This window comes from Kitasatospora mediocidica KCTC 9733 (assembly GCF_000744225.1).
Lineage (GTDB): Bacteria > Actinomycetota > Actinomycetes > Streptomycetales > Streptomycetaceae > Kitasatospora > Kitasatospora mediocidica.
This window is the reverse complement of record NZ_JQLN01000005.1, coordinates 1,729,971-1,751,317: the sequence shown is the minus strand read 5'-3', so window position 1 is coordinate 1,751,317 and position 21,347 is coordinate 1,729,971. Positions and strand designations below refer to the sequence as shown.

Below are 21,347 nucleotides of genomic sequence, written 5' to 3'. Positions count from 1 at the left end.
TCGCAAATCCGCCGGACAGGACCCGTCACCAGGTGCTGAACTGGCGTCATGACCACGTTGCACGACAAAGCCCTGATCTTCCGCTCCCTCCACCGGGGCGGCACGCCGCTGGCCCTCGCGAACGCCTGGGACGCGATGAGCGCCCGTCTCGTCGAGGACGCCGGGGCCCCCGCGATCGCCACCACCAGCGCCGGTGTGGCCTGGGGGCTGGGCGCCGCCGACGGCGACCGGCTGGACCGCGACCGCGCCCTCGACCTGATCGCCCGCGTGGTGGCCGCCGTCGGCGTGCCCGTCACGGCCGACATCGAGAGCGGCTTCGCGAAGGACCCGGACGGCGTCGCCGAGACGGTGCGCGGTGTGCTGGCGGCCGGCGCGGTGGGCGTCAACCTGGAGGACGCGCTCCGCGACGGCACCGCCCCGCTGCGCGCCGTCGCCGAGCAGGCCGAGCGCCTCGCCGCCGCCCGGGCCGCCGCCGACGCGGCGCAGGTCCCGCTGTTCGTCAACGCCCGGGTCGACACGTATCTGCGCGCCGTCGGTGACCCCGCCACCCGGCTGCAGGCGACGCTGGACCGTGCGTCCGCCTACATCGCGGCCGGCGCCGACGGCATCTTCGTCCCCGGCGTCACCGACCTGGAGACCGTCTCCGCGCTCGCCGACGGCCTGCCGGTCCCGCTGAACATCCTGGCCGGCCCGGGCGCCCCCACCCTCGCCGACCTCGCCGCCCACGGCGTCGCCCGTGTCAGCCTCGGCTCCGCCGTCGCCGAGGCCGCCTACGCCGTGGTCCGCAACGCGGCCCGCGAGCTCCTCACCACGGGCACCTACACGAGCCTCGCCGACCCGATCGCGTACGGGGAGCTGAACACGATCCTGCGCGACTGACGCGGCCCAGGGCGGACGGCTGCTCGGCGCATCCCTGGGTAGCGCCGAGCAGCCGTCCGTCCCGGGAGCCTCACTCGCTGCGCAGCACCTCCGCGATGGTGAGCCGGGCCGCCGAGCGGGCCGGCAGCAGCGCGCCGAGGACCGCGATCGCCACACCCGCCAGGAGCAGCAGGGCGAGGGCCGGGGCGTGCCAGACGTTCATCATGCTGGGCGGGAGGGCATTGCCCACCGCGGCGACCATGGCCGGAACGACCAGCCGGTGGGCCGCGAGCCCGATCGGGACGCCGAGCAGGCCGCCGAGCACGCCCAGGGCGGCCATCGAGGTCACCATCATCAGCGTCACCTGCCGTGGGGTCATCCCGATGGACTTGAGCATGCCCAGATCGCGGCGTCGCTCGCGGGCGTTGAGCACGACGGTGTTGAAGACGCCGAGCGCCGCGACCGCGGCCAGCAGCAGGGTGAGCACCGTGGTCGAGCCGACGATGGTCACGGTGAGGGAGTCGGTGCCGCCGCCGTGCGCCGTCGGGTAGAGGCCGGGGACGGCCGCCGCGAGCGCGGCGTCATAGGCGTCGACGTTCGTACCGGGGGCGAGCCGGACCCAGTACTGGTTGACGTACCGGGTGGTCCCCGGGTCGGGCACAAGCGCGGTCAGCGTCTCCCAGGGCGCCTCCACCTGGTCCGCGTCACCGGTCACGGTCTCGCCGACGATGGTCACGCCCTGCTCGCGGCCGGCCAGTTGAAGGGTGAGGTGGTCGCCGACGGTCAGTCCGTGCTTGGCGGTGAACGACGACGCGACGACGACCTCGCCCGGGCCGCTCGCCCAGCGCCCCTTGAGCATCGCCGTACTCATGCCCGCCGAGTCCCCGCGCATGAACCAGCCCCGCACGATCTGGGAGCTGCCCACCATGTGCAGCTCGACCGGCGCCATGGCGGTCACCTGCGCCGTCCCGGGCAGGGAGCGCAGCTTCGCCTCGATCGCGGCGTCGGCCAGCGTCGGCGCACGCTCGCCGATCTCCGCGTCACCCACGTAACTCACGGACTGGACATGGTCGTTCCCCGCCTCGATGTACGCGGCCACCGAGGAGGACAGCCCGCTCGCGAGGGTCACCGTGGTCACCCCGAGGACGAGCGTCGTCAGCGTCAACGCCGACCGGCCCGGACGGGCGAACGGCAGGCCCAGGCCCAGGCTGACGGCCCGCGGCAGCCGGGTGCCGCCGAACCAGCGCTGGACGCGCAGCCCCCGCCCGGCGCGCGGGGCGCTGCCCGCGCTGATCGCCCGGGCGGCCGAGAGCCGGTGCGCGCGCAGCGCGGGGACGAGCGCGGCCAGCACGATGACGGCGGGCATGCCCAGCAGGGTCAGCACGTCGACCCAGGGGCTGAGGGTCGCGGTGAAGTACCCGTAGTCGAACCCCGAGAACACCGTGTGCAGCAGGGGCTGCGCCGCCAGGTCGCCGAGGACCGTGCCGAGCACGGCGCCGACGACGCCCGGTGCCAGGACCATCACCAGGTAGACCGCGACGACCTGGTTCGGGGTGAACCCCAGGGACTTGAGCACCCCGATGTGCCGGTATCCCGAGACGACGGCGCCGCTGACCACGTTGGCGACGATCAGCACCGCCACCACCAGGCCCAGGACGCCGAACGCCAGCAGGAACGGCACGTACGCGTTGGCCGTGGCGGTCATGTCCTGCTTGACCGTGAGGTACGACAGCGAGCCGAGCAGCGCGCCCTGCGGCAGCCCGGCCGTGACCGTCGCCAGGCCGGCCCGGACCTGATCGGCCGTGCCGCTGCCGGTGAAGCGGTAGAGCACCTGGCTGGCCGTCGGGTGCAGGGCGGGCATCTGGTCCGGGGAGACCCAGGCACCGGCGCTCTGGCTCAGCGTGGACGCGAAGCCGACGACGGTGAGCGACGGGGCACCGGGCAGCAGCAGCCGGCTGCCGACCGCCTCGTTCGGCCCGTAGTGCTCGCCCGGCGGCCGCATCAGGACGATCTCGCCGGGACGCTCGACCCAGCGGCCCTCCCAGAGGTCGACGCGGTCCACCGGGCCGGCCGGGTCGGCCCGGCCGACGACCGTGATCGGTCCGGGCGGCGGCGCGTCCACGCCGGGCGCCTGGACGGCCGTGTTGCTCGGGGCGGTGAGCACGGCCTGCGCGAACGGTCCGGCGACGGCCGCCACACCGGGCCGGGCGGCGGCCTGCGCGAGCTGCGCGTCGGTGACCTTGGCCGGGTCGAAGGTCGCGGTCAGCTGGGCGCCGCGCTGCTGGTCGAAGGTGCGGTCGAACGGGGCCGAGGCGGCGTCGAGCAGCCCGAGGGCGACCACCAGGGCGACCGTGGAGGTGAGCACCACCAGCGCGATGACGAAGGTCTGAAGTCGGCGGCGCCGCACGGCCGCCCGGGAAACCTGCCACACCGCGCTCATGCCGTCCGCTCCAGGCTGCGCTGGCGCACCACGCGGCCGTCGGCTACCTCGACCAGCCGGCTGGCGCAGCGGGTGGCCAGGCGCTGGTCGTGCGTCACGATCAGCAGGGTCTGACCGATCTGGTTGAGGTCGATCAGCAGGTCCATCACCTGCTCCCCGGCGTGACTGTCCAGCGCACCGGTCGGCTCGTCCGCCAGCAGCAGGGCCGGGCGGTTCATCAAGGCGCGTGCCACGGAGACCCGTTGACGCTCTCCGCCGCTGAGCGCCGCCGGATAGACGTTGCGGCGATCGGCTATGCCGAGCTCGTCCAGGAGCTCCAGCGCCCGCCGACGCGCCTGCGCCACCGACACACCGGTCAACTGCGCGGCCAGCGCGACGTTGTCCAGCGCCGGCAGGTCGTCGAGGAGGTTGAAGAACTGGAAGATCATGCCGATCCGCCGCCGCCGGAACAGCGCCAGCCCGGTCTCGCTCATCGAGGCCAGATCCTCGCCGTTCACCACCACCCGGCCGGACGTCGGCCGGTCCAGGCCCGCGACCATGTTGAGCAGCGTCGACTTGCCGCAGCCCGACGGCCCCATCACCGCGACCGCCTCCCCCGCCCGGATGTCCAACGAAACCCCGTCCAGGGCCGTCGATTCGCCGTACTCCTTGCGTACGCCGTCCAGGTGGACGACGACCTGGCCCGCCTCGGTACCGCCTGCGTTGCTGCTGTCTCCCGTAGTCATGGCAGGAACCTACGGGTGGCGGCGCGACCTGCGGATCACTCCACCGGTGTATCCGCGCCGCCTCGTCATCCCGGAGATGTATGCCGGGCCGCTTCGGGCGCTGCGCGTTGGACCTGCGGATGATGCCAAGACCCGTGCCGGAGTGCGAAGGTGATCATGTGTGGGGAACCGAGTCGGACGTACTGATCGTGGCGCTGGCGACGGCGGCCTGTGGGGCGGGTGCGGGGTGCGGATGGCTGGGCACGGCCCTCGTCCGGGCCCGACGCCTGCACCGCCGAGCCCTGGAAGAGCGGGCCTGGCTCCTCGAACGGGAGCGCGAGAGCGCGGCCCGCACCGCCGTCGACGGTGAACGGGCGCGGATCGCCCAGGAGTTGCACGACATCGTCGGGCACAACGTCAGCCTGATGGTGGTGCAGACCGGGGCTGCCCGCGAGGTGCTGTCCAGCATGCCCGAGGAGGCGGCGGCGGCGCTGCTGGCCGTCGAGACGGCCGGGCGGGACGCGATGACCGAGCTGCGGCACCTGCTCGGCCTGCTCGCGCCGTCGGCCGACGGCGCGGACGGGCCGTACGGCGGGCAGGGCGGGCACGGCGGGCACGGCTTGGACGAGCCGGGCGGCTCGGGCGGCGCGAGCCTGACGCCGCAACCCGGGCTGAGCCGGCTCAGCCCGCTGATCGACCGCATCGCCTTCGCCGGACTGCCCGTCGAGGTGCGGATCTCCGGGGAGCCGCGCGCGCTCCCGGCGGGGATCGACCTGACCGCGTACCGGATCATTCAGGAGGCACTGACCAATGCGCTCAAGCACGGTGACGGGGGGAAGGCCGAGGTGACGGTGCGCTATGCCGACAGCTACCTGCGGGTGGAGGTGCTGAACAGCGGGCCCAGCGTGCTCTCCGGCACCGGCTCGGGCACCGCCAGCGGCACCGGCACCGGCACCGGCTCCGGTGCGTGGGAGTCCGCCCCCGGCCGGAAGAACGGCACCGGCCGCGGACTGCTGGGCCTGCGGGAGCGGGTCGCCGTCTACGGCGGCGACCTCGACGCTCGACGGCGACTCGGCGGCGGCTACCGGGTCCGCGCCCGCATCCCGCTGGACCGCCCGTGAGCACCCCGCCGAGCAGCGAGCCCGCACCCCGCGTGCTGATCGCCGACGACCAGGCCCTGATCCGCACCGGCTTCCGCATGATCCTGACCGCGCGCGGCATCGAGGTGGTCGGCGAGGCCGCCGACGGCGTCGAGGCGGTGGCGGCGGCGACCCGGCTCCTGCCGGACGTCGTGCTGATGGACATCCGCATGCCGACCATGGACGGCCTGGAGGCCGCCCGGCAGATCCTGCGGCAGACGCCCGCCTGCCGGGTGATCATGCTGACCACCTTCGACCTCGACCACTACGTCTACGCCGCCCTGGCCCTGGGCGCGAGCGGCTTCCTGCTCAAGGACGTCACCGCCGCGCATCTCGCCTCCGCCGTCCGTCTGGTCGCCACCGGTGACGCCCTCCTCGCCCCCTCGATCACCCGCCGCCTCGTGGAGAAGTTCGCCTCTGGCGACCAACAACGCAGCGCCTCTGGCGACCAACAACGCAGCGCCTCTGGCGACCGACAGCACAGCGCCGCCGGCGACCAGCGGCCGAGCAGCACCCCGCCCGCCCCCGCCCCCGCCGTGCACCGCGACCTCACCTCCCTCACACCCCGGGAGCTCGAAGTCCTGACCCTCCTCGGCCGCGGCCTCTCCAACACCGAACTGGCGCGCCGGCTAACCCTCAGCGAAGCCACCGTGAAGACCCACGTCGCCCGCATCTTCGCCAAACTCACCCTGCGCGACCGCGCCCAGGCGGTCGTCCTCGCCTATGAGACCGGCCTGGTCTCCCCGGGCGACGCCTGCTCCTGACGCCCGACACCCGACGTCCGACGTCCGACACCCGACGTCCGCCGCTCAGGCGGTCTTCGGCTGGGCGGTGCGGCGGGCGTAGGCGCGGGCCGCGCGGGCGCGGTCGCCGCAGCGGACCGAGCACCAGTGGCGAGCGGCGTGGGTGCGCAGCAGGTGGCGGGTGCAGGGGGCGGAGCCGCAGGTGGCGAGGCGTTCGGCGTCGGGGCCGGTGAGCAGGTCGGCGGCATCGGCGGCGAGGACCGCGAGGGCGTGGTCGACGAGGCGGTCGGTGGGGTGCGGCTGGGCGCGGTGCAGGCCCTGGGCCTCGTCCCAGCGCAGCAGGGGAGCCGAAGGGACGCTGGTCAGCGCCTCGTTGACGGCGGTCAGGGCCTCGGGTGGCGCCGGGAGAGCAGTGATCCGCGACACGAGCAGTGCTCTCACCTGCTGACGGAAGTCGCGCAGCCGCCCCGCGCACACCTCCTGCAGGCGGGCGTCGGCCGGCGCGAGACCCCGCTCGACCAGCCACTGCGCCGCCGAATCCGGCGAGCCCAGCAGGTCGAGGCCACCACTGGGCAGCACGAGGGCGCTGTTGGCGAAGTCGAGCGCGGGGTGGCGCTCGGCCCCCGGCGCGGGCGGCGGAGCGAGGTGAGCGGGTGCGTCGGTCACGGGCACGGTCTCCTTCATGGCTCTCATGTTAGACCTTGCGGTTTGCCGTGAGAGTTGGATAGCTTTCCCTCACGGCAAACAGCCGACTTAACCGTGAGGTGTTCTCATGACCGGTACCAGCGCGACCGCGACCAACGAGCAGATCACCGTCCGCGTCTTCGGCGGACCGACCACCCTCATCGAGGTCGGCGGCCTCAGGCTCCTCACCGACCCCGCCTTCGACGCCCCCGGCGAGTACCGGCGCGCCGGCGGCAGCGTCCTCACCAAGACCGCGCCCTCCACCGTCGACCCCGCCGAGCTCGGCCCGATCGACGCGGTGCTGCTCTCGCACGACGAGCACGCGGACAACCTCGACCACTCCGGCCGCGCCCTGCTGGCGACCGTCCCCCTCGTCCTCACCACGCGCGGCGGCGCGGACCGCCTCGGCGGCACCGCCCGCGGCCTCGCGCCCTGGGAGTCGGTCGAGCTGGGCCGTCCCGACGGCGGCGTGCTCACCGTGACGGCCGCCCCCGCCCTGCACGGACCGGAGGGCTGCGAACCGATCAGCGGCGAGGTGGTCGGCTTCGTGCTGACCGCCCCCGACCTGCCCACCGTCTACGTCAGCGGCGACAACGCCTCACTCGCCCTCGTCGAGCAGGTCGCCGAGCGGTTCGGCCCGGTGGACACCGCCGTCCTCTTCGCCGGAGCGGCCCGCACCAAGCTCTTCGACGGCGCACTGCTCACCCTCGACAGCGCCCAGGCCGCCGAGGCCGCCGTGATCCTCGGCGCGCGCAAGGTCGTCCCCGCCCACTTCGACAGCTGGGCCCACTTCAGCGAGGGCCGCACCGAGCTGCTGGACGCCTTCACCGCGGCCGGGCTGACCGACCGCCTCCAGCTGAGCTGAGCCCCGCCGCGCCGCCCATGGCCCGCCCCACGCCGACCGGACGCCGACCAGACGCCGACCTGCGCCGAACGGGCGGATCGCCGTCCGGTCGGCCGTCCGGGCGTTTGCGCCGCGCAGGCGGTCGGTACGAGTGAGCAACTCACCGACACGGAGGCACCGATGACCGACAAGGGATTCACCACCTGCCTGTGGTTCGACGGACAGGCCGAGGAGGCCGCGAACCACTACACCTCGATTTTCAAGGACTCCCGGCTCGGCCGGACCGTGCGAACCACCGAGGCCGGCCCCGGCCCCGCCGGCAGCGTGCTGACCGTCGAGTTCGAGCTCAACGGCCAGAAGTTCGTCGGGCTGAACGGCGGGTCGCAGTTCACCTTCAACGAGTCCGTCTCGTTCCAGATCCCGTGCGCCGACCAGGGCGAGGTGGACTACTACTGGAGCCGGCTCACCGCGGGCGGCAGTGAGGTGGCCTGCGGCTGGCTGAAGGACAAGTACGGGCTGTGCTGGCAGGTCGTCCCCACCGTGCTCATCGACATGATCAGTGACGCTGACCCGGAGAAGGCGAAGCGGGCCACCGAGGCGATGATGTCGATGACCAAGTTCGACATCGCCGCACTCCAGAAGGCCTACGAAGGCCGGTAGGGCCTGCACGGGCCCGGGCCCTGTCAGGCGCTTACGGACAAGCCGGACCCACCCCGGTCGCCCTCGGACGATCGGGGTAACATCGGAATAGGGGAATGCCGGGGGGTGACCGATCTCCGGGCGGCTCCGAATCAGGCTGTACGAATGTGGCACACACCACACAGTCGCGGTCGACCTGTCCCGTAATAGACCGGAGAAACGTGTCGATGGCGCACGAGGAAATCATTGTCGGCCTCAGTCACGACCCGTCGACGGCCGACTCGTCCGCCACCGGAGAACTCCCCGGGCTCCCCGATCTGCCCGGACTCCCTCCGCTGCCCGGACTCGCCGGCCTGCTGCGCAGCTGGCGCACCCGCGCCGGCGAGCGGCTCGGACTCGGCAAGCCCCTCCCGCAGGTGGAGCTGGCCAACCGGGTCGGCATGAGCGAGCGGTGGTACCGCGACCTGGAGCGCGGCGCGACCGCGCGCCTGGACCCACGGGTGCTGGCCCTCCTCGGGGACTCCCTGCTGCTCGACGCGGACGAACGCGCGACGCTCTACCTCTACGCCCTGGGCGGGACCCCGTACGCCGCCCTGTCGAAGCCCGACGACGCCTGCGGCCTCGGCCCGCTGCGGGAGCTCCTCGACCGGCAGATGCCCAGGCCGGCCTACCTGACCAACAGCTCCTGGGACATCGTGGGCCACAACCGGGCGATGGCCGAGTGGTTCCCGTGGGTCCTCACCCCGGACGCCAACCTGATCCGCTGGGGCCTGACCCTGCCCGAGGCCCGCGAGCAGCTGGTCGACTGGCCCCGGCACGCGCGGATGTACCTGGCGATGATCCGCTTCGCGCTGGCCCAGCACCCGAACGACGCCGGGCTGGTCACCCTGCTCCAGGACGTGCTGCGGGACCCGCTCTGCCGGGAGCTCTGGGCGGAACGGCTCTGCGTCGTCGCCAACCGCGACGGTCACAGTTTCCGCCTGCGCCTGCCGCACGTCTCCCCCGATGTCGTCGATGTGGTCACCCAGGTCCTGATTCCGGCCGGCCGACAGAACCTGCGCTTCGTCGTCATCACCTGAGCCGGCACCTGAGTCAGCGCTCCGGCCCGGCCGGTTGCCCTGCTCCCTATTGAATACACGCCGACGCGCCCCGGGTTCAATACCCGCCGACCGGCAAATATTTTCCGGTCCGCCCGATCGCCGGATTCCACCTGGATTCCGGGGTCGGCAAATAATTGCCGGTTGACAGCCGAGACAACGCGTTGGAAGTCTTTCGCCCTGCCAGGACGCCGTCTGCCGTCCTGTGGCGAGAGACTCCGGAGAGCGCACGTTGTACGCATTCACGAATCCACCGAAGACAATCGGGAACACTAATGATTTCCCGGCCGACGCCACCGGATCCGAAATGCACGGGCCCGCTCGGCGCATCGAGCGCGTCGAGCGCGTCGGCGTGGTCGGCTCCGGCGCGATGGGCGCCGGCATCGTCGAGCTGTGCGCGCTGCGCGGGCTGGACGTCCGGCTGGCGGTGTCCCGGGAGTCCTCGCTGACCTCCGCGCCGCAGCGGATCGCCGCCTCGCTGAACCGCCGGGTCGCCAAGCAGAAGATCACCGAGGACGAGCGGGACGCCGCGCTGGCCCGGATCTCGCTCACCACCGACCTGGCCGACCTCGGCGACCGGCAGCTCGTGATCGAGGCCGTCCCGGAGGACGAGTCGATCAAGCTCGACCTGTTCGCCACCCTGGACAAGGTCGTCGAGCCGGACGCGATCCTGGCCTCGACCACGTCGGCCATCACCATCACCCGGCTGGCCCGCGCCACCACCCGCCCGCAGCGAGTGATCGGGATCCACTTCTTCAACCCGGTCGTCTCGATGCCGCTGGTGGAGCTGGTTCCGACGCTGCTGACCGACGAGGGCGTCAACCGCCGCGTCGAGTCGTTCGTCGCCGACACGCTGGGCAGGCAGCCGCTGCCCACCCGGGACCGCAGCGGCTTCACCGTGAACGCGCTGCTGGTCCCGTACCTGCTGGCCGCCGTCAGGATGGTGGAGTCGGGCTTCTCCTCGGCCGAACTCGTCGACCAGGGCATGGAACTGGGCTGCGGACACCCGATGGGACCGCTGCGGCTGTGCGACCTGATCGGGCTCGACGTGGTCGCCGCCGCGGCCGACGCGCTGTACGGCGAGTTCAAGGAGCCGCTGTACACCCCGCCGCCGCTGCTCTCCCGGATGGTCGAATCCGGCCTCCTGGGCCGCAAGTCCGGCCGCGGCTTCTACGAGTACGCGTAGCCGGCCACCCGCAGCCGGACGGCCAACCACAGGTAGCCGCCCCGGTCCAGCTCTCCCCACCACCCTCACCCGCAGGAGCTTCGGCGTGCATTCCTACATGAACATCAAGAAGTCGGCCCGGATCAGCCACGACTTCTGGGAGGTCACCACCAAGGCCGGGATGTTCGACATCATCGCGGCCGGACTCGGCGACGGACGCCACCGATCGCTGGCCGACGGCCACGAGTTCGTGAACATGTCCTCCTACTCCTACCTCGGTCTCGACACCCACCCGAAGATCGTCCGGGCCGCCGCCGACGCCGTGCTCGCCGAGGGGTCGTTGAACACCTCGACCTCCCGGATGCGGATCCGCTTCGGCGTGCTGAAGGACGCCGAGGACGCGCTCTCCGAGCTGTTCGACGTGGAAGCCGTCACCGTCGCCTCCTGCGCGGCGGCGGCCTGGGCGAGTCTGCCGCTGATCGCCTCCGGCCTCTTCACCGACGACCAGCCGCCGTTGATGGTCTTCGACAAGAACGCGCACTTCTGCCTCAACGCGATGAAGCCCAACGTCGCCGACGAGGCCCCGGTCACCACCATCGCGCACAACGACCTCGACGCCCTGGAGGAGTTGTGCCGCACGCACCCCCAGGTCGCCTATGTGGCCGACGGCGTCTACAGCACCGGCGGACAGGCCCCGGTCGCCGAACTCCTGCGGCTGCAGGAGAAGTACGGCCTCTTCCTGTTCTTCGACGAGGCGCACGGAATCTCCACCGTCGGCGAGCACGGGCGCGGCGTGGTCCTGGAGGAGATGGCGAAGGCCGGTGGGATCAACGACCGTACGCTGATCATCACTTCGCTCAACAAGGGGTTCGGCGCGTCCGGCGGCGCGATCTTCCTGGGCCGCAAGGGCTCCCAGCAGCGGCGCGACACCGCGCTGCGCAACGGTGGCCCGCTGATGTGGTCGCAGCGGATCAACACGGCCGGCCTCGGCGCGGTCCTGGCCTCGGCCGAGATCCACCGCTCCGGCGAGCTCAAGGAGTTGCAGACCAGGCTGCGGGAGAACGTCGACCTCTTCGACCGCCTGGTCCCCACCGCGCTGAGCGGCGACTGGCTGCCGATCCGCTTCGTCGACATCGGCTCCGAGGACGCCACCGTCCGGCTGGCCGAGGGCCTGCTCAAGCACGGGTACTACGCCTCCCCGATCTTCTTCCCGGTGATCGCCCGGGGCAAGGCGGGCCTGCGCCTGATGCTGCGCGCCAACATGAGCAGCGCGGAGATCACCGAGTTCGCCGCCCTGCTGCACGAGTTGCGGGACCGGCATGTCTGAGCGAACCGTGACTCCCGCCCCGGCGGCGCCGGACACCACCGTGCGGCCGGAGCGGCGCACCATGGCGGTGGCCTGCCTGATGGTGTTCATGGCGCAGATGGCCACCACCATCTACCTGCCGTCGCTGCCCGCCGTCGAACACGACCTGGGCGTCTCGCGCGGGGTCGCCACCCTCTCGGTGTCGCTCTTCGTGATCGGCGCGGCCGCTCCCGTGGTGCTCTGGGGGCGCGCGGCGGACCGCTACGGCCGCCGTGCCTCGGTACTGGCCGCGCTGGCGCTGTTCGTCCTCTCCAGCGCGCTGCTGGCGGTCAACACCTCGCCCGCGGGCCTGCTGGTGCTGCGCTCGGTGCAGGGCATCGGCGCGGGCGGCGCGGCCATCATCGCGCGGATCTTCGTCCGCGACCTCGGCAGCGGCGACGCGCTCGCCCGCCGGCTGTCGGTGCTCTCGATCGCGTTCGTCACCGCGCTGGGCGGCGGCCAGTTCCTGGGCGGCCTGATCGGCCGCTACGCGCACTGGCAGGCCGGCTTCGTCCTGCTGGCCGTGGTCGGGACGCTCGGCGCGCTCGGGACGACGACGCTGCCGCTCGACCCCGGACGCGGACGCGACGGGCAGGGCGGCATGGTCGGCATCTACCTCCGGATCCTGACCATCCGGGCGTTCCTGCTGCCCACGGTGGCCGGCGGCCTCGGCTTCGCCACCATCGTGCTGCTGCAGGAGGTCGCGCCGTTCGTGATCCAGCAGCACTTCGGCATGAGCGTCGAGGCGTACGGCAACTTCGGGCTGCTCTTCGGGCTGGCCTACTTCGCCGGCGCGATGATGGTGAACCGGCTTGCGGCCAGCGCCGGTTCGGCCTGGCTGATGCGCACCGGGGCGCTCGTGATGACCGCCTCCGGCCTGCTGATGACCGTCCTGTGGCTGGTGCCCGGGCTGCCGCTGGGCGCCGCGCTCGCACTGTTCGTGCTGCTCTACTGCGCCACCACCTTCGGTCAGGCGGCTCTCTTCCCCAGCAGCATGGCGGTCGCGGTGGGCCGGGTGAAGGAGCACGGGGCGTACGCGGTGGCCCTGTGCGGGTTCCTGGCCCAGTCGATCGCCGGCGTCGCCTCCACCCTGGCGGTGCTGCTGCACGCCGACCTCGCCTGGGCGTCGGTCGCCACCGTGCTCAGCGCACTGGCCTTCCTGCTGGTCCTGCGCAGCGCCTCCGGCGCCCGCCCGGCGGCCGCCGGCTCCTGACCCGGCCGGACGCACCGGCACAACTCTCCACCACCACAAGCCTGTTAACAGCAGAGGCTCCGATGACGCAACTCCGCTCACGTATCGACACCTCGTCAGAAATCTTCCGCCGCAACGTCGAAGCCTTCGAAGAGAAGCGCCGGATCATCGCGGACGCCCGGGCCGCCGCCGTCGCCGGCGGCGACGCGAAGGCCCACCGACGCCATGCCGAACGCGGCAAACTCACCGCCCGCCAGCGCGTGTTCGGGCTGCTGGACCCCGGCACCCCGTTCCTGGAACTCGGCCAGCTGGTCGCCCACGACGTCTACGACGAACCGGTGCCGTCGGCCGCGCTGATCACCGGGATCGGCGTGGTGGGCGGGCGGCCGACCATGGTCTTCGCCAACGACGCGACGGTGAAGGGCGGGACGTACTTCCCGCTCACCGTGCAGAAGCACCTGCGGGCGCAGAAGGTCGCACGCGAGAACGGCCTGCCCTGCATCTACCTGGTCGACTCCGGCGGCATCTACCTGCCGCTGCAGGAGGACCTCTTCCCCGACGAGTACCACCTCGGGCGGATGTTCCGGAACATCGCCGAGATGTCGGCCCTCGGACTGCCGCAGATCGCGGCCGTCATGGGGTCGTGCACGGCCGGCGGCGCCTACATCCCGGCGATGTGCGACGAGGCGGTGATCGTACGGGGCAACGGCACGATCTTCCTCGGTGGACCGCAGCTGGTCCGCGCCGCCACCGGCGAGGTGGTGGACGCCGAGACGCTGGGCGGCGCCGACCTGCACACCCGGGTCACCGGCGTCGCCGACCACCTCGCCGAGAACGACGAACACGCCCTGGCGCTGGTGCGGGAGATCGCCCTGCGCAACGGTCCCGGCCCGGTGTCGCGCCCGCCGCAGACCCCGCGCCCGCCGCTGTACGACCCCGCCGAACTCCCCGGCATCATCAGCGCCGGCCTGCGCGAGCACATCCCCGCCCGCGAGGTGCTGGCCCGGCTGCTCGACGGCAGCGAGTTCGCCGAGTACCGCAGCCGGTACGGCCCGACCATCGTCTGCGGCACCGGGCACATCGGCGGCTACCCGGTGGGCGTGCTGATCAACGACGGCGTGCTGTTCCCCGAAAGCGCCCAGAAGGCCGCCAACTTCATCGAGATCTGCGCCCAGCGCAACATCCCGCTGCTGTTCCTGCACAACATCAACGGCTTCATGGTCGGCGCCGAGTACGAGGCCGCCGGCATCGCCAAGCACGGCGCCAAGCTGGTCAACGCGGTCTCCTGCGCCCAGGTCCCCAAGTTCAGCCTGGTGATCGGCGGCAGCTTCGGCGCCGGGAACTTCGCCATGTGCGGCCGGTCGATGGGACCGCGGCTGATGGCGATGTGGCCGAGCGCCAAGTCGACCGCCGTCGGCGGCGAACAGACCGCGACGGTGATGGCCCTGATCCGCAGCGACCAGCTGGCCAAGCAGGGCGAGGTCCTCTCCGCCGAGGAGGAGGAGTCGATCAAGCGCCCGATCATCGACACCTACGAGCGGCAGTCGCACCCGCTGTACTACGCGGCCCGGATGTGGGTGGACGCCGTGGTGGACCCGACCGAGACCCGCGAGTGGCTGACCCTTTCCCTCGCGATGGCCGCCGACGCCCCCGAACGTGAAACGCGCTTCGGCGTGTTCAGGATGTGATGGAAATGCTCAAGCGTGTCCTGATCGCCAATCGTGGCGAGATCGCCCGGCGGATCGCCCGCACCTGCCGACGGCTGGACGTCGAGTACGTCGCCGTCTTCTCCGACGCCGACCGCTCGGCGGCCCACCTGGAGGGCGCAGTCGAGTGCGTCCGGATCGGGGCCGGGCCCGCCGCGGACAGCTACCTCAACATCGCGGCGCTGGTCGACGCGGCCCTGCGGACCGGCTGCGACTCCGTCCACCCCGGCTACGGATTCCTCTCCGAGAGCCCGCAGTTCGCCACCGCGGTGGCCGACGCCGGCCTGGTGTACGTCGGACCGGACGCCGCGATGATCACGGCCATGGGCGACAAAGCGACCGCCCGCGCCCTGATGGCCGAGGCGGGCGTGCCGGTCCTGCCCGGCTCCCCGGACGCCACCGAATCGGCCGCGCGACTCGCCCTCGACGCCGGGAGGATCGGCTACCCGGTGATCCTCAAGCCGGTCGCCGGCGGCGGTGGCAAGGGCATGCGGGTGGTGCAGTCCGAGGCGGAGCTGCCCGAAGCCGTCGCCGCGGCCGTCCGGTTGGGACGCAGCAGCTTCGGCGACGGACGGCTGCTGGCCGAGCGCTACGTCCCGCGCCCGCGGCACATCGAGGTCCAGGTCTTCGGCGACACGCACGGCAACGTGGTGCACCTCTACGAGCGTGAGTGCTCGCTGCAGCGCCGGCACCAGAAGGTCGTCGAGGAGGCCCCGGCCGCCAACCTGCCCGTCGAGGTACGCGAGGCGCTGCTCGACGCGGCGGTCCGGGGTGCCGGCTCGCTCGGGTACGTCAACGCGGGCACCTTCGAGTTCATCCTGGACGCCGACGAGCGGTTCTACTTCCTGGAGGCCAACACCCGTCTCCAGGTGGAGCACCCGGTCACCGAGGAGATCACCGGGGTGGACCTGGTGGAGTGGCAGCTGCTGGTCGCCGCCGGGCAGCCGCTGCCGCGGGCGCAGCACGAGATCACCGTCAGCGGGCACGCGGTGGAGTGCCGGGTCTACGCCGAGGACCCGGAGGAGGGGTTCCGCCCCGCGCCGGGCCGGGCGCAGCACGTCGAGTGGCCCGACACCATCCGGGTGGAGGCCGCCTTCGACCAGCCCGACCTGGTCACCGCCTTCTACGACCCGATGATCGCCAAGCTGATCGCGCGGGGACCGGACCGGCCGACCGCCCTGCGCCGCCTGGTCGACGCGATCGACGGCACGTCCGTCCTCGGACTGACCACCAACCTCGGCTTCCTGGCCGACCTGCTCCAGGAGCCGCGCGTCGTCGCCGGACGGCTGGACACCCACCTGGTGGACGGCCTCGTCGAGCGAGCCACCCGCCCCGACCGGTCCGCCCAGGCCACGGCCTGCGCGGCCGCGATGGAGATCCCGCCCACCGGCGACGCCGACGCCTCCCCGTGGAGCGGCACGGTCGGCGCGCTCGACCGTCAGGACCTGGACCCCCGCGCGCCGTTCGGCCGGGTCCCGGTCCGCGACGCCGCCGGCCCCCGGGAGGCCTGGCTGACCGGCGTGCGCGGCAACCGGGTGGACGTCCTGGTGGACGGCCGGCCGTTCGGCGTCTCGGTGGCCCGGCGCGGCCCGCTGTTCCACGGCACGGTCGGGGACGTCGCCTGGACCGGCCTGCGCACCCCGGGCGGCTACGAACTCGTCCTGGCCGGCCACCGGGTGACGCTGGCCACCCGGACCTTCGAGCAGGGCGACGGCGACAGCGTCGACAACGTGGTGAAGTCGGCCATGCCCGGCACGGTGGTCGGCCTGTCCTGCGCGGTCGGCGACCGGGTGGAGAAGGGCGCCGTGCTCGTCGTCGTCGAGGCGATGAAGATGGAGAACCGCATCCTCGCGCCGTTCGCCGGCGTCGTGGACGAGGTGAACTGCGCGCTGCACGACATCGTCTCGGCCGACCAGGTCCTGGTCCTCCTGACGGCGGACGTCGCCGCCGAGGCAGACGCCTGACGCCCTGACGCCGTACCACCTGCGGGCCCCCGCCGCCGAAGCGGCCGGGGCCCGCAGGCATGTCCCGGACCGGCGGCGCTGTACCGTTCCGCCCCGGTGATCGACGCATGCAACCCGTTCGGCGCAGCGGGAGTACTTACGGGTGGAGAGGCGCCACTCCTTCCGTTCACCCCCTGCGCGATCTAGGAGAACCATGACCCAGCCCCGGACCAAGACGCTCATCGCGATCGCCGCGGCCGCCGTCGCGCTGGCCGGCCTCGCCCTGAGCCCGTCCGCGAGCGCCGACTCCACCCCCGGTGTCCCCGCGGCCGTCGCCGACCAGCTCGCCGCGGCGAAGGCCGCAGCGAAGGCGTCGCCCACCAGCACCGCCGTCCCCGTCCCCACCACCGTCCCCACCACCGCGCCGACCGGCAGCCCGCAGTCGCAGACCGTGGGCAGCGGCGTACTGGACGGCTCCCCCTGGTCGGTCACCCTGACCTACTACCCGACCACCCCTGCGGACTTCGCGCCCGGCGAGAAGTCCACGGGCAGCCTGGTCTGCCTGCGCACCAGCCTCAACAACCAGCCCACCAGCCGTTATGGCGACTGCGCCGGCGTCAAGGGCCTCACCGACACCTCCCCCAGCGGCATGTACGGCCAGCACATGCTCCCGGGCGGCGCCAGCATCTTCATCGCCCAGCCCGCCGCCGACGTCGCCGGCGCCACCATGACCTTCAGCAACGCCGCACCCACCACCGCCACCACCGCCACCATCCCCGGCACCGCCTTCACCGCCTACGCCATCCCCGTCCCCGCCGCCTCCCACATGCACGGCCTCGACGAGTACGACACCCAGCACCACACCGTCGGCCACCAGAACTTCTGACCCTCTCCCCGACCCGCAACCCGAAGGACGCCCATTCCCGTGCGCAGCCGCACAGACCGAGCAGGCGAGGACGCCGGCTTCAGCGAGTTCGTGGTGGCCAGATGGGGAGCACTGGTGCAGACCGCCTACCTGCTCACCGGTGACTTCCACGAGGCCGAGGACCTGGTGCAGACCACCCTGGCGAAGGCGTATCCGCACTGGCGGCGGATCGACCCGGACACCACCACGAGCTATCTGCGGCGCGCACTGGTGAACAACAACCGCAGCCGGCACCGGCGGCGAAGGGTCAGCCACCTGCTGACGCCCTTCCTGCCGGACACCCCGGCACCCGCGGCCACCCACACCGGTGAGGACCGCGACCTGCTGGTCGCGGCCCTCGCCGGGCTGCCCGAACGCCAGCGGGCCGTGGTGGTGCTGCGCTACTGGGAGGACCTGAGCCTGGAGCAGGTGGCCGACGAACTCGGGTGCAGCGTCGGCACGGTGAAGAGCCAGGCCTCCCGCGCACTGGCCAGGCTGCGCCTGGACCCCACCCTGCTCGACCACGCCGCCGACCTGTTGGGAGCGACCCCATGACCGATCAACTCCAGGACGCCCTCGCCCGTTCGGCCGGACGGGTCACCCCGTCACCCGCGCCGGTCACCGAGATCCTGCGCTCGGGCCGGGCCCGGCGCACCCGCCGCCGCTGGGCGCTGACCGGCGTCGCGGCCTGCGCCCTGACCGGCACCCTGGCCGGACTCCTGGCCAGCGTCCTCACGCTCACCGCGGACCCACGTGATCCGTCCGGACCGCCGAAGGCCCAGTTCGCCGCCGCGCCGTCGTCCCCCGTCGCGGGCCAGCTCTCGACGATCGTCGGCAGCGGTGAACTGGACGGCGCCGCCTGGTCGGTGACCCTGACCTACTACCCCACCGTCCCCACCGACTACCTGCCCGGCACGGGGAACGCCGGCCAGCTGGTCTGCCTGCGGACCAGCTTCAACGGCCGGACCAACAGCCCGTACGGCGACTGCGCCGGCGTGAAGGGCCCCACCGACACCGCCCCCAGCGGCATGTACGGCGAGAAGACCTTCCCCAACGGCGCCGGCATCTTCATCGCCCAGCCCGTCGCCGGCGTCGCGGGCGCCACCATGACCTTCAGCAACGCCGCACCCACCACCGCCACCACCGCCACCATCCCCGGCACCGCCTTCACCGCCTACGCCATCCCCGTCCCCGCCGCCTCCCACATGCACGGCCTCGACGAGTACGACACCCAGCACCACACCGTCGGCCACCAGAACTTCTGATGCCCTTGCCATCGAGACGAATGGACATGGATGTGAGACAGCAGGCCATTCTGCGTCTCACTCGCCCTCCCTAACGTGGAGTCCATCGAGTTGAGCGGATCAACTCGGCAGACCCAGGGGAGTCATCATGCGCACGGTCGTCCAGCACTCGTTCGGCGGTCCCGAGGTTCTCGAACTCGTCGAGGCCGACCGGCCGACGCCGCTCCCGGGCGAGGTGCTCGTCCGGGTGCACGCCAGCGCGCTCAACCCGGTGGACGCCGGGGTCCGGGCCGGGCACTACCCGTTGCTCGGCCGGCCGCCGTTCGGGCTCGGCTGGGACATCTCCGGGGTGGTCGAGGAGGCCGCCCCGGGAGCGCGGTACGCGGTCGGCGAGGAGGTGTACGGGATGCCGTTCTTCCCGCGCGCCGCGAACGGCTACTCCGAGTACGTCGCCGCCCCCTCCCGCCAGCTCGCCCGCAAGCCCGCCTCGCTCGACCACGTGCACGCCGCCGCGCTGCCGCTGGCGGGGCTGACGGCCTGGCAGGGCCTGGTGGACGCGGCCCAACTCGCCGCCGGGCAGCGGGTGCTGATCCACCGCGCGGCCGGCGGTGTGGGACATCTCGCGGTGCAGATCGCCAAGGCCCGCGGAGCCCACGTGATCGCGCTGGCCAGCCCGGGCAAGCACGCGTACCTGCGCGAGCTCGGCGCCGACGAGGTGATCGACTACCGGACCACCGACTTCACCGAGGCCGTGCGGGAACTCGACGTGGTCTTCGACTCCAACGCCGAGGGTGAGCGCTCACTCAGCGTGCTGCGGCCGGGCGGTGTGCTGGTCAGCATCCTGGAGCACGGCAACCAGGAGCTCGCGGCCGCCACCAGGGCGGCGGGACGGCGCTTCGCCGGGGTCTCGGTCGAGCCGGACTACGCCTCCCTGGAGGCGATCGCCACACTGGTCGACGCCGGGCGGATCCGGCCGCACGTCACCGAGACCTTCCCGCTGGCCGAGGTGGCCAAGGCGCACGCGCTGCTGGAGACCGGCCGCACCCAGGGCAAGATCGTGCTGACCCTCTGACCCCTTCCCGCACACCGGATCCCCCGATCGCGCGAACCGGCGCCGGGTAGCGTGGCGGACAGACGAGCGCGAGGGAGCGGCAGATGGACGTCCTCACCGAGGCGTTGGCGTCGATGCGGACCGGGCGGCCGGCATCGGTGCGCACCGACGGCCGCGCGCCCTGGGGGCTGCGGCTGCCACCCGTGGCCGGCGCGAGCTTCCATGTGGTGCTGCACGGCACCTGCTGGCTGATCCCGCTGCCGGACGCCGATCCGCACCCGGAGCCGATCGCGCTGGGCCCCGGCGACGTGGTGTTCCTGCGGGACGGCCGCGGGCACATCCTCGCCGACGATCCCGCCTCGCCGCCCGCGGAGGCCCGGCCCGAGCAGTTCCGTCAGCGCCCGCCGATCGGTTCGCTCGCGATCGGCGGCGACGGCCCGCGCACCAGCCTGCTCTGCGGCAGCTACCACCTGGACCAGGGGCGGCCGCACCCGCTGGTCCGCCAGCTGCCCGCGGTGATCCACCTGCCGGCCCGGCACGGGCGGCGCACCGAGCTGGCCGCCGCCGTCCAGCTGCTCGGCGCGGAGCTGGACAACCCGCGGATCGGCTCGGACGGGATCGTGCCGGCGCTGATCGACTCGCTGCTGCTCTACATCCTGCGGGCCTGGCTGGAGGAGCAGCCCGAGTCCGCCACCGACGGCTGGGTCGCCGCGCTGCGCGATCCGGCGGTCGCACCGGCGCTGGCGGCGATCCACGACGACCCGTCGGCGCCCTGGACCGTCGAGTCGCTGGCCTCCCGCGCCGGACTCTCCCGGGCGGCCTTCGCCCGGCGGTTCGCCACCCTGGTCGGCGAACCGCCGCTCTCCTACCTGAAGAGCTGGCGGATGACCCGGGCGGCCGAGCTGCTGCGGGAGGCGGACGTCCCGCTCAGCGCGGTGGCCGCCCAGAGCGGCTACGGCTCGGAGTTCGCCTTCGGCAAGGCCTTCAAGCGCGAATACGGCCTGGCCCCCGGCAGCTACCGCCGCCAGGCCCAGGCCGCCTGAGAGCCTTGCCGGCCGACCGTCAGGGCCGCGGCACGGCCAGCTCGATCTCCCGCATCGCCTCGTCACCCGGGATCGGCACCCGCAGACCGCTCGGCAGGAAGCCGGCCTTCGCGTAGAACGCCTGGGCCCGGGTGTTCTTCTCGTGCACGTACAGCCGAACGCGCTCCAGGCGCGGTTCGGGCAGCGCCCAGGACCACGCCACGGCGGCCCGGAACAGCTCATCGGCCACGCCGCTGCCGCGCGCCTCGGGCCGCACGAAGACCCCCACCAGATGCGCCTGCGGCACGGTCGGCGGCCCGCCGAAGGCCGCCTGGTTGTCAGGGAGTTCGACGAGCACGACGACCGACCCCAGCCAGCGCCCGGCCGCGTCCTCCGCGATGAACTGGCGCGACGTCCGCCCCTCGGCGGCGGCCGCCACCCGGTCCCGCCAGATCTGTTCGGGCCGCGCCAGGGCGGCCTCGTAGGTGTCAAGGAAAGCCAGGTGCGCGTCCGGGTCCTGCAACGCGATCAGCCGGAAATCCCTGACCTCGGGCCATTCCTCGGACCGGACGGGCCGGACGGTATGGGTCATCCACCGATCGTCGCACCACCCCCGGTGCCACCCGC

Annotated in this window: 20 protein-coding genes; 16 read left to right on the top strand and 4 right to left on the bottom strand. The window is 72.7% G+C overall.

What is annotated here, in order from left to right:
- The first annotated feature begins 48 nt into the window (after window positions 1–48).
- Window positions 49–879 carry an isocitrate lyase/PEP mutase family protein gene (locus BS80_RS21645; RefSeq protein ID WP_035799784.1) on the top strand — a complete coding sequence of 277 codons (831 nt, stop codon included), beginning with the start codon at window positions 49–51 and terminating at the stop codon, window positions 877–879.
- 70 nt (window positions 880–949) lie between these two features.
- Here BS80_RS21645 and BS80_RS21640 read toward each other — a convergent pair whose 3' ends face one another.
- Entirely contained in the window at window positions 950–3,298 is a 2,349-nt protein-coding gene (locus BS80_RS21640; RefSeq protein WP_035799781.1) for an FtsX-like permease family protein, read from the bottom strand.
- Entirely contained in the window at window positions 3,295–4,023 is a 729-nt protein-coding gene (locus BS80_RS21635) for an ABC transporter ATP-binding protein (protein ID WP_051966880.1), read from the bottom strand. Before BS80_RS21635 ends, BS80_RS21640 begins: the two co-directional genes overlap by 4 nt.
- Window positions 4,024–4,181: 158 nt before the next feature.
- On the opposite strand from BS80_RS21635, the gene BS80_RS21630 reads away from it, so the two are divergent.
- A complete protein-coding gene (locus BS80_RS21630; protein WP_035799780.1) occupies window positions 4,182–5,123 on the top strand; it encodes a sensor histidine kinase in 942 nt (313 codons plus the stop codon).
- A gap of 77 nt (window positions 5,124–5,200) precedes the next feature.
- Window positions 5,201–5,905, top strand: a complete 705-nt coding sequence (locus BS80_RS21625; RefSeq protein WP_051967174.1) for a response regulator — start codon at window positions 5,201–5,203, stop codon at window positions 5,903–5,905.
- Between the two features lie 45 nt (window positions 5,906–5,950).
- Here BS80_RS21625 and BS80_RS21620 read toward each other — a convergent pair whose 3' ends face one another.
- The gene (locus BS80_RS21620; RefSeq protein WP_035799776.1) at window positions 5,951–6,577 is read right to left on the bottom strand and encodes an ABATE domain-containing protein; all 627 of its coding nucleotides are present in this window, start codon (window positions 6,575–6,577) and stop codon (window positions 5,951–5,953) included.
- Window positions 6,578–6,656: 79 nt separating this feature from the next.
- Between BS80_RS21620 and BS80_RS21615 the strand changes: the two genes are divergently transcribed.
- The 13 genes from BS80_RS21615 (at window position 6,657) to BS80_RS21555 (ending at window position 20,741) form a co-directional block, all read left to right on the top strand.
- Window positions 6,657–7,433 (top strand): MBL fold metallo-hydrolase, encoded by a 777-nt coding sequence (locus tag BS80_RS21615; protein ID WP_051966878.1) that lies wholly within the window; start codon window positions 6,657–6,659, stop codon window positions 7,431–7,433.
- Between the two features lie 159 nt (window positions 7,434–7,592).
- Window positions 7,593–8,072 carry a VOC family protein gene (locus tag BS80_RS21610; RefSeq protein WP_035799775.1) on the top strand — a complete coding sequence of 160 codons (480 nt, stop codon included), beginning with the start codon at window positions 7,593–7,595 and terminating at the stop codon, window positions 8,070–8,072.
- 206 nt (window positions 8,073–8,278) lie between these two features.
- Entirely contained in the window at window positions 8,279–9,130 is an 852-nt protein-coding gene (locus tag BS80_RS21605; RefSeq protein ID WP_051966877.1) for an MmyB family transcriptional regulator, read from the top strand.
- 325 nt (window positions 9,131–9,455) lie between these two features.
- Window positions 9,456–10,334: a 3-hydroxybutyryl-CoA dehydrogenase gene (locus BS80_RS21600; protein WP_035799773.1), complete on the top strand. Its 879-nt coding sequence runs from the start codon at window positions 9,456–9,458 to the stop codon at window positions 10,332–10,334.
- An 85-nt stretch (window positions 10,335–10,419) separates the two neighbouring features.
- On the top strand, window positions 10,420–11,640 hold the full coding sequence (locus BS80_RS21595) for an 8-amino-7-oxononanoate synthase family protein (protein ID WP_035799771.1): 1,221 nt from the start codon (window positions 10,420–10,422) through the stop codon (window positions 11,638–11,640).
- Entirely contained in the window at window positions 11,633–12,871 is a 1,239-nt protein-coding gene (locus BS80_RS21590) for an MFS transporter (RefSeq protein ID WP_198045572.1), read from the top strand. Before BS80_RS21595 ends, BS80_RS21590 begins: the two co-directional genes overlap by 8 nt.
- 62 nt (window positions 12,872–12,933) lie before the next feature.
- Window positions 12,934–14,538 (top strand): carboxyl transferase domain-containing protein, encoded by a 1,605-nt coding sequence (locus BS80_RS21585; protein ID WP_035799769.1) that lies wholly within the window; start codon window positions 12,934–12,936, stop codon window positions 14,536–14,538.
- A gap of 5 nt (window positions 14,539–14,543) precedes the next feature.
- On the top strand, window positions 14,544–16,520 hold the full coding sequence (locus BS80_RS21580; RefSeq protein WP_035799767.1) for an acetyl/propionyl/methylcrotonyl-CoA carboxylase subunit alpha: 1,977 nt from the start codon (window positions 14,544–14,546) through the stop codon (window positions 16,518–16,520).
- A gap of 193 nt (window positions 16,521–16,713) precedes the next feature.
- Window positions 16,714–17,385 carry a hypothetical protein gene (locus tag BS80_RS40945; protein ID WP_035799765.1) on the top strand — a complete coding sequence of 224 codons (672 nt, stop codon included), beginning with the start codon at window positions 16,714–16,716 and terminating at the stop codon, window positions 17,383–17,385.
- Window positions 17,386–17,424: 39 nt separating this feature from the next.
- Window positions 17,425–17,958: a SigE family RNA polymerase sigma factor gene (locus BS80_RS21570; protein WP_035799762.1), complete on the top strand. Its 534-nt coding sequence runs from the start codon at window positions 17,425–17,427 to the stop codon at window positions 17,956–17,958.
- Window positions 17,955–18,668 (top strand): hypothetical protein, encoded by a 714-nt coding sequence (locus BS80_RS41960; RefSeq protein WP_035799760.1) that lies wholly within the window; start codon window positions 17,955–17,957, stop codon window positions 18,666–18,668. Before BS80_RS21570 ends, BS80_RS41960 begins: the two co-directional genes overlap by 4 nt.
- Window positions 18,669–18,795: 127 nt before the next feature.
- On the top strand, window positions 18,796–19,719 hold the full coding sequence (locus BS80_RS21560; RefSeq protein ID WP_035799754.1) for an NADP-dependent oxidoreductase: 924 nt from the start codon (window positions 18,796–18,798) through the stop codon (window positions 19,717–19,719).
- Window positions 19,720–19,802: 83 nt separating this feature from the next.
- On the top strand, window positions 19,803–20,741 hold the full coding sequence (locus BS80_RS21555; RefSeq protein WP_035799753.1) for an AraC family transcriptional regulator: 939 nt from the start codon (window positions 19,803–19,805) through the stop codon (window positions 20,739–20,741).
- Window positions 20,742–20,760: 19 nt separating this feature from the next.
- On the opposite strand, the gene BS80_RS21550 is transcribed toward BS80_RS21555, so the two are convergent.
- Window positions 20,761–21,312, bottom strand: a complete 552-nt coding sequence (locus tag BS80_RS21550; RefSeq protein ID WP_035799747.1) for a GNAT family N-acetyltransferase — start codon at window positions 21,310–21,312, stop codon at window positions 20,761–20,763.
- Between the last annotated feature and the right edge of the window lie 35 nt (window positions 21,313–21,347).

Excerpts from the sequence above, each read along its gene's own strand:
- BS80_RS21645 (WP_035799784.1), top strand. The coding sequence starts at position 49 with ATGACCACGTTGCACGACAAAGCCCTGATCTTCCGCTCCCTCCACCGG.
- BS80_RS21640 (WP_035799781.1), bottom strand. The coding sequence starts at position 3,298 with ATGAGCGCGGTGTGGCAGGTTTCCCGGGCGGCCGTGCGGCGCCGCCGA.
- BS80_RS21635 (WP_051966880.1), bottom strand. The coding sequence starts at position 4,023 with ATGACTACGGGAGACAGCAGCAACGCAGGCGGTACCGAGGCGGGCCAG.
- BS80_RS21625 (WP_051967174.1), top strand. The coding sequence starts at position 5,201 with ATGATCCTGACCGCGCGCGGCATCGAGGTGGTCGGCGAGGCCGCCGAC.
- BS80_RS21620 (WP_035799776.1), bottom strand. The coding sequence starts at position 6,577 with ATGAGAGCCATGAAGGAGACCGTGCCCGTGACCGACGCACCCGCTCAC.
- BS80_RS21615 (WP_051966878.1), top strand. The coding sequence starts at position 6,657 with ATGACCGGTACCAGCGCGACCGCGACCAACGAGCAGATCACCGTCCGC.
- BS80_RS21610 (WP_035799775.1), top strand. The coding sequence starts at position 7,593 with ATGACCGACAAGGGATTCACCACCTGCCTGTGGTTCGACGGACAGGCC.
- BS80_RS21605 (WP_051966877.1), top strand. The coding sequence starts at position 8,279 with ATGGCGCACGAGGAAATCATTGTCGGCCTCAGTCACGACCCGTCGACG.
- BS80_RS21600 (WP_035799773.1), top strand. The coding sequence starts at position 9,456 with ATGCACGGGCCCGCTCGGCGCATCGAGCGCGTCGAGCGCGTCGGCGTG.
- BS80_RS21590 (WP_198045572.1), top strand. The coding sequence starts at position 11,633 with ATGTCTGAGCGAACCGTGACTCCCGCCCCGGCGGCGCCGGACACCACC.
- BS80_RS21585 (WP_035799769.1), top strand. The coding sequence starts at position 12,934 with ATGACGCAACTCCGCTCACGTATCGACACCTCGTCAGAAATCTTCCGC.
- BS80_RS21580 (WP_035799767.1), top strand. The coding sequence starts at position 14,544 with ATGCTCAAGCGTGTCCTGATCGCCAATCGTGGCGAGATCGCCCGGCGG.
- BS80_RS40945 (WP_035799765.1), top strand. The coding sequence starts at position 16,714 with ATGACCCAGCCCCGGACCAAGACGCTCATCGCGATCGCCGCGGCCGCC.
- BS80_RS41960 (WP_035799760.1), top strand. The coding sequence starts at position 17,955 with ATGACCGATCAACTCCAGGACGCCCTCGCCCGTTCGGCCGGACGGGTC.
- BS80_RS21560 (WP_035799754.1), top strand. The coding sequence starts at position 18,796 with ATGCGCACGGTCGTCCAGCACTCGTTCGGCGGTCCCGAGGTTCTCGAA.
- BS80_RS21555 (WP_035799753.1), top strand. The coding sequence starts at position 19,803 with ATGGACGTCCTCACCGAGGCGTTGGCGTCGATGCGGACCGGGCGGCCG.
- BS80_RS21550 (WP_035799747.1), bottom strand. The coding sequence starts at position 21,312 with ATGACCCATACCGTCCGGCCCGTCCGGTCCGAGGAATGGCCCGAGGTC.